9 protein-coding genes are annotated in these 6,482 nt (G+C 66.1%); 6 read left to right on the forward strand and 3 right to left on the reverse strand.

Translation table 11 applies throughout. The features are described from left to right. The first annotated feature begins 72 nt into the window (after positions 1–72). From E0H73_RS33375 to E0H73_RS33390, 4 genes are all read left to right on the forward strand, one after another. Positions 73–894 (forward strand): class I SAM-dependent methyltransferase, encoded by an 822-nt coding sequence (locus E0H73_RS33375; RefSeq protein ID WP_131363113.1) that lies wholly within the window; start codon positions 73–75, stop codon positions 892–894. Between the two features lie 61 nt (positions 895–955). Continuing rightward, entirely contained in the window at positions 956–1,165 is a 210-nt protein-coding gene (locus E0H73_RS33380) for a (2Fe-2S)-binding protein (protein WP_131363115.1), read from the forward strand. Further along, complete coding sequence (gene bfr, locus E0H73_RS33385) at positions 1,152–1,640, forward strand: bacterioferritin (protein WP_131363117.1); 489 nt, start codon at positions 1,152–1,154, stop codon at positions 1,638–1,640. Before E0H73_RS33380 ends, bfr begins: the two co-directional genes overlap by 14 nt. 4 nt (positions 1,641–1,644) lie before the next feature. After that, complete coding sequence (locus E0H73_RS33390) at positions 1,645–2,262, forward strand: histidine phosphatase family protein (RefSeq protein ID WP_202867681.1); 618 nt, start codon at positions 1,645–1,647, stop codon at positions 2,260–2,262. A gap of 75 nt (positions 2,263–2,337) precedes the next feature. Here E0H73_RS33390 and E0H73_RS33395 read toward each other — a convergent pair whose 3' ends face one another. After that, complete coding sequence (locus tag E0H73_RS33395) at positions 2,338–3,018, reverse strand: hypothetical protein (RefSeq protein WP_131363119.1); 681 nt, start codon at positions 3,016–3,018, stop codon at positions 2,338–2,340. A gap of 13 nt (positions 3,019–3,031) precedes the next feature. Here E0H73_RS33395 and E0H73_RS33400 point away from each other — a divergent pair, with 13 nt between their 5' ends. Then, positions 3,032–3,307, forward strand: coding sequence for a hypothetical protein (locus E0H73_RS33400; RefSeq protein ID WP_131363121.1), 276 nt, complete (start codon positions 3,032–3,034; stop codon positions 3,305–3,307). Here E0H73_RS33400 and E0H73_RS46145 read toward each other — a convergent pair. Beyond that, positions 3,237–3,752, reverse strand: a complete 516-nt coding sequence (locus tag E0H73_RS46145; RefSeq protein ID WP_165555917.1) for a hypothetical protein — start codon at positions 3,750–3,752, stop codon at positions 3,237–3,239. The two genes, E0H73_RS33400 and E0H73_RS46145, sit on opposite strands and share 71 nt — an antisense overlap. 834 nt (positions 3,753–4,586) lie before the next feature. Continuing rightward, the gene (locus tag E0H73_RS47520; protein WP_238164429.1) at positions 4,587–4,727 is read right to left on the reverse strand and encodes a hypothetical protein; all 141 of its coding nucleotides are present in this window, start codon (positions 4,725–4,727) and stop codon (positions 4,587–4,589) included. A 61-nt stretch (positions 4,728–4,788) separates the two neighbouring features. Between E0H73_RS47520 and E0H73_RS33415 the strand changes: the two genes are divergently transcribed. Further along, positions 4,789–6,285, forward strand: coding sequence for a serine/threonine-protein kinase (locus E0H73_RS33415; protein WP_131363124.1), 1,497 nt, complete (start codon positions 4,789–4,791; stop codon positions 6,283–6,285). Positions 6,286–6,482 lie beyond the last annotated feature (197 nt).

Genomic DNA, 6,482 nt, shown 5'->3' on the forward strand with positions numbered 1-6,482 from the left:
TGGATGATGCCGCCCGGCGTGGCAGCGGCAAGGGTGGTGCGAAGTCCACCACCACACTCGGAGGGATCCGTCATGGGGCCTACGCTTCCGGCCTTCACGCCGCTCGAGGACAGTCTGTGGTTGACGTTGTGCTGCCGCGCACTCGACAACCGCAGGCCGACGCCGGTCCTCGGCGATGCCATGGCCGACCAGATCGTCCGTACTTCGGGTTACGACTACGAGAAGCTCAAGATCGACACCAACCTGCTCCTGAACGCGACCATCCGGGCGAAGAAGATGGACGAGGTGGCGTCGAGGTTCATCGACCGTCACCCGGATGCCGTCGGTGTCGACCTGGGCGCCGGCCTCGACACCCGCCAGGAACGGCTCGCCCCGCCGGACACCGTCGAGTGGTACGACGTCGATTTCCCTGAGGTCGTCACCGCACGCCGTGAGCTGATCCCGGAGCGTCCGCACACCCACAACATCGCTGCCGACGTGAACGAGAAGGGCTGGCTGGACGCCGTACCCTCCGACAAGCCGGCGATCATCGTGGCCGACGGCCTGTTCGGGTTCCTCAGCCAGGACGAGGTGACCTCACTGCTGGACCGGCTGGTCGAGCACTTCCCGAGCGGCAACCTGGTCTTCAACAGCTACACCAAGTTCGCCGTCTGGGCGGCCAGGCACTCACGCGGCACCAAGACGGTCGCGGACCTGATCAAGTTCCCCGGCGTCGACAACCCGCGCGACTTCGAGCAGTGGAACCCGAAGCTGCAACTGATCAAGGAGATCCTGATCAGCCGCGAACCCGAGGTCGCCCAGTTCCCGTCCGTCCTCCGCCTCTACTACAAGGCCCAGGCCCGCAGTACGGCGTGGTCCCGGAAGGGAACCATCGTCCTGCACTACCGCTTCTGAACAAGCCAGGTGATGGACAGGACAGTGACGAGCGCCGGGCGGTTAGGGTAGCCTCACCTGTGTGATTGTCTGCCACTGTGAGGTCGTCAGCGACCGCGACGTCGTCGAGAGCATCGACCGCGGCGCCCGGACGCTCGCGCAGGTGTGCGGGGCGACCGGGGCGGGACGGAACTGTGGTGGCTGTGTCTTCTCGTTGAAGCGGTTGTTGTGCCAGCATGGGAGGTCGGTCTCGGCAGCCTCAATCACGGAGGTGGCAGGTGCAGCCGGTTAACCCACGCGTCGTCGTACTGCTCAACGAGGCGCTCACCCTCGAGCTCACGGTCATCAACGGGTACTTCCTCGAGGCCAGGATGCTCGACAACTGGGGATTCGGGCGGCTCGGCAAGGCCTTCTACGACCTGTCGATCGACGAGATGAAGGACGCCGATGCGCTGATCAGCCGCATCCTGTTGTTCGACGGCCACCCGAACCTGCAGAAGCTCGGCGCCGTGGCGGTCGGTGAGGACGCCCAGGAGATGCTCCGGCTGGGGCTCGAGGGCGAGCTCGCCGCGGTGGCGCAGTTCAACGCCGGCGCGAAGGAGTGCCACGACCTCGGCGACCACGGCACCGCGGCGGTGTTCGAGGAGATGGTCCGCGACGAGGAGACGCACGTGGACTGGTTCGAGTCCCAACTCGACGCGATCGAACGCGTCGGCGTCCAGCAGTACCTCGCCCAGCAGATCGAGCCTGGCAAGTCACCAGGCTGACGGAGTGGCCACCCGTTTCCTGTACCTCGTCCGGCATGCCGAGGCGTTGCCGGATCAGAGTGGGTTGAGCGAGAAGGGCCGCCGTCAGGCCGTGCTGCTCGGTCAGCGACTGCAGGACGTTCCCTTTTCGACTGTTCATCACAGTCCGCTTCCGCGGGCAGTTGAAACCGCGCGCCTGGTCCACCAAGAGCTCAAGAACGACGTCCCGCTGGAGGCTTCGGACGCAGCCGGAGACTATGTCCCCTACGCTCCGGCGGAGGACGAGTTGCCGGCGGACTCGGCTGACTTCCTGCTGCGTTTTCTTCAGCAGTTCACCGCCGAGGAGCTCGAGAGCGGAGCTGAGCTGGCGCGCGTCGCCCTGGAGCGGTTCACGGGGCCGGTGGACGGCAACGACGTACAGCACCAGTTGCTCATTACCCACAACTTCCTGGTCGCCTGGCTGGTGCGGCACACCCTGGACGCGCCGAAGTGGCGGTGGCTCGCTCTCAACCACTGCAACGCGGCACTGACCGTCCTCCGCTTCGCGCCCGGCCGCCCCTCCTCGGTCCTGATCTACAACGACATGCGACACCTACCCACCGACCTACGCTGGACCGGCTTCCCCACAGAGCTGCACGTCTGAATGGCCCGGTGCCACCGCCTTCGACAGGCAGGGCAGCCGAGGGCGCCACCCATCAGGTGGCGCCCTCAGTTGAATTCACTGACTCAGCTTGGTGATTCTGGTGTACCAGTTTCCGAGACTGGTGCGCGTGCCTCCACAGCTGCCGAAATTGGCCAGGTCGGGCGAAGGGAAGTACTCCGCCAGCGTGCACGTCTGGCCGATGTACTCCGACGCCAACCAGATGTTGGCCCCGTCGGTCACGGCGGCGCCGTAGTCACCCCATCGGGTCCGCGGCGGATCCCCGACGAACGCCTTGTACGACGTGAAGCCGTCAGCCGGCCCGAGCCCCGCGGCCGCGAGGTGGATCGGCCCCACCGACCCCCTCTCGTCGATCCGGACGTAGCCCGCACTCGGGAAGTTGGTCTCGCCGAGAACCGAGAAGGCGATCGCTCCCTTGCCGGCCGGGGTGAAGGCGATGGCCGGCATCGTGAGGTTGTTGTTCGCGAGCGCGATGTAACCCTGCTTGGTCACTCGCCCCTGGATCTTGCCGGCGCCGTTGATCTTCGGGCTCACCGCGAACCAGGCGATCCCCGCCTTGAGTTCGCCGTTCACCCTGACCGCAGTACCGGAGGAGCCCCACAAGGTCCCGTTGACGTACCAGGTCTGCTGCATCCGCGAATCCAGCGAGTCCGGCGTCGACTCCACCTCGTCGTGCGCGGGCTCGTCCGCGGGCAGGAAGAACGCCTGCCAGCACCCCGGACCGAACGGTGTCGGCATCGTGGTGTCGTTGATGCACTCCCCGAGCGGGATGTCGCCCGGCTTCTGGTCCGATGCCGGCGGAACGACGTACGTCTGGCTGTTCGTCAGCCGGCTCGTGATCCCCAGCGCCGGTGCCGCGGTGTTCAGCGACGCGGTGTTGGTGATCGCCCAGATGCCCAGGCGGCGCGCGGTGCCGGTCGGGTTGCCGGTCTCGCTGCCGTCACCGGCGATCGTGCTCAGCGCGTACTCCGTGCCGTTCCGTTCGCTGGAGTACTCCCCGGCGGCGAGTTGGCGGGCCAGACGGTGAAGCCGGGCGAGCCGTCGACGGCGAGGTTCTCGATCGGGGTCATGTTGATGCTGGCGGGATGGGCGGCGAGCTGTACCTTCGAGAACGCGAAGACCTGCGCAGCGTTGAAGCCCGGCCCGAACAGGTCGTACTCGTTGCTCGTCACGTACACGCCGTTGGCGTCCTGGCCGATGTGCGGGTAGTCCTGGAAGCACGGGCCGTGGACGACACCGTCAACGGTGCAGCCATGGTCGGGCGTGCCGTCGGTCCCGTCGTTCTGCGCCGGCACGTGGTAGATGGTCCAGGTCCCGAGCGGGTTGCCGGTGTTCGAGACGGCGAGGTCGATCGTGTTCTTGCCGGTGAAGTCGCCGTTCGGCAGGCTGCCCAAGGTGGTGAGGACCACCATGAAGCGCTGGTGGTCCGGGTCGTACAGGCACACCGGGTCGATGACCTGCGGCCCGATCACGCCGGTCGTGCGGGTTGATCGCGGGCGGGTAGCCGAAGAACGTGTTGAGGTCCTGGACCCCGCTCAGCGCGGCTGCGTTCGCGGAACTGCGGACCCGCAGGACGCTGTTCACCGCCTCGACGACGAACCCGTTGCCGACACACAGCGCCTGGTCGGGCGGTTCGAGCGAGAACTGGTTGCCGCCGTTGGCGAGGCGCTGGTCGCGGTGGGTCAGGCCGTTCACGCTCGCCAGGACATCCGCGTTGGAGCCGGCCACGGCGCTGGACGCGACGACCGGTGCGTCGAGCGGCTTCTTCGGGAACTTGCCGTTCTTGAACCCCGGGCGCGGACGGGTGAACTCGCCGGCCTCGCCGTCGCCTTCCTCCTCTTCCCTGCCTCCAGGCCGCAGCTCCGGCTGCTGAAGGCCGTCCACTCCGAACGGACGTGTCTGGATGCTCGTCGTTCCGCCGCTCGGGATCGAGCGGGTACCTCCGGCGGGCGCACCCAACGAGATCGTCGGGGTGATGAGGCCGGCGGAGATGATCAGGGACGCAGTTACCAGGCCCAGCGCTTTGCGCCGGGTCATCTGAGAGGTGAACTTCATGGGTGCCTCCATGCTGGTCGCGTGCCACCGGAGTGGCGACCGAACGTCAGCACGTCGGCACCCGCGATTGCAGTGGTCGACCTACCTCACCCCCGAGCGGCCCGTTCGCCAGCTCCACCAGCCATTTCAGACCCCATCCGACGCGAAGCGCAAGAACTCGGGACCTACTCGCCGTCCAGCCAGGCAGGCATCCGTTGCCACTACGTGCAAAACAAAGGGCGCCACCGCGCGGGTGGCGCCCTTCACTTGGTTCAGGCCGGGAACGGCACTCCGGTGTTGCTGTGGCAGCGGTAGCCGTTGGGGTTCTTGAAGTCGGACAGGTACTGCTGGTGGTAGCCATACCGCCCGGGCGATAGAACGCGCGGCAGACGCTGCTGGGGCGCAAGTAGCATGCACTGGACCAGGCCAGCCGACGTTACGCGGGTCGGCTGCGGGCAGCGGTAGGGTCTGCAGATGGCAGATTCAGTCGAGGAGACGGCGCGTGCTCTGAACCGTTTCGACACGGTGGTCGGCAACAGCGGGACAAAGTGGGCGTTCGACCCGAACGACCGGATCGGCGAACCTGGCGGCTTCGGAGAGGTGTTTCGCGGACGAGGCTCCCACGGCGAAGCAGTCGCAATTAAGCGGGTCCGGATGCCGTCCGGCGGTGGAGTCGGCTTCGAGCGCTTGCGCGAGCGTGAAGTCGAGATTGGCCGATTGATCGCCGATGCAGGCTTCGAGGTTAAGCACCTCGTGGCACCACTGGACGTTGGGCGCTCCGGTGACGACTTGTTCATTGTGATGCCGCTGGGCGACTCATCGCTGGCCGCCGCGCTCCGAAACGGGGGACTTGACGCGGCCGCGAAGCTGGACGCAGTTGGCCAGGTGGCCGACGGGCTGATGGAACTCGCCCAGCTGAGCCTGCTCCATCGGGATCTTAAGCCTGGCAACGTGCTTCGCATCGGTGAGCGGTGGAAGCTTGCCGACTTCGGAATGGCGCGCGACCTGCTGGAGTCGACGGCGACCTACACCTTTCGAGGCGGGGGTACATGGCCGTACATGGCGCCGGAGGTGTGGAACAATCAGTCGGCCACGGTAAAGACCGACCTGTATGCGTTCGGCGTATTGGCGTACGACGTTTTGACTGGCGGTAGTCCGTTCAGAGGCCCGGATGAGCACGACTTCCGTCGTCAGCATCTGGAGGTTGCGCCGCCAGCGCCGAACACTGGCCGTCCTGCACTCGACAGACTTCTCCTGCGACTTCTCGCCAAAGGTCCGGCGCAGCGACCGCAGGACGCCCGCGATGTCCGCGACAGACTGCGCAATATGTCGATAGCTCGGACCAACGAGTACCCGGATCTCCAGCAAGCAGCCTTGTCGGCGCAGATCCGAACAACCGCGGCCGAGGCCGAGCGGCAGCAGCAACAGGCACAGGCCCGACGCGCGGCCGAGCAGATGAGGCAGGCCGTCGCCGATCTCGATGACATCATCGCTTCAGCGGTCGACGAGGCTCGCTCCGAGCTGCCCGAGGTAGAGCTGAAGACCGGCCCGGCCGCTCGCGTTTCAGCCATCCAAGCAGGCGTGAGGTGGCGACTGTCCTTCCAGGAGGCTCATGTCGAGGTCGCCCTCTGGTCAGATGTCCAGGACTTTCTCGGCGCGGACGATCCCTATGTCATCGGAGGTACCGTGACGATCGCTACTGCGGGTGGTTGGATCGTTGCGAATCTGGTCTGCGAGCGGTTGGGCGACCGCCTGGTCTGGTCGGCTCTGGAATTCCGAGCCAGCGGATTCGCCAGCGCCAGCTATGAGTTGGGGCCGATCGACCGTACGCATGGCTTCGCCCGGCCGCGGTTCATCGAACAACGGCCGTACATGCTCCGTGCCGCATTGCACATCTGGAATGTCACGACGAGCGCACTGACGCCAGATGTCCTGCTCCGGTTCCTCCGCACGGCCATCGACCTCAGTTGAACCGCTCGCGAAGACCTCTGACTGGTCTCATCCGACGCTTGTCGTCATCAACTAAACCGAGGAGAGGGCGCCGCCGGCTCGGTGCCCACTCTTCGTCGCTAGTGCCGCGCGTCGTTAGTTGATTTACGGTTGGTGGTTGGGATGATGAGGCATGGCGAATCGTCCTGCTGCTGCGTTGGTTCTGCGTGAGGGTGACG

This window comes from Kribbella pittospori, from assembly GCF_004331465.1.
Classification (GTDB): Bacteria; Actinomycetota; Actinomycetes; order Propionibacteriales; family Kribbellaceae; genus Kribbella; species Kribbella pittospori.

Bases quoted from the DNA above. Each gene is read 5' to 3' on its own strand.
- E0H73_RS33375 (WP_131363113.1), top strand. From the start codon at position 73: ATGGGGCCTACGCTTCCGGCCTTCACGCCGCTCGAGGACAGTCTGTGG.
- E0H73_RS33400 (WP_131363121.1), top strand. From the start codon at position 3,032: ATGCACTCCCCGAGCGGGATGTCGCCCGGCTTCTGGTCCGATGCCGGC.
- E0H73_RS33415 (WP_131363124.1), top strand. From the start codon at position 4,789: ATGGCAGATTCAGTCGAGGAGACGGCGCGTGCTCTGAACCGTTTCGAC.
- E0H73_RS33395 (WP_131363119.1), bottom strand. From the start codon at position 3,018: ATGCCGACACCGTTCGGTCCGGGGTGCTGGCAGGCGTTCTTCCTGCCC.
- E0H73_RS47520 (WP_238164429.1), bottom strand. From the start codon at position 4,727: ATGCTACTTGCGCCCCAGCAGCGTCTGCCGCGCGTTCTATCGCCCGGG.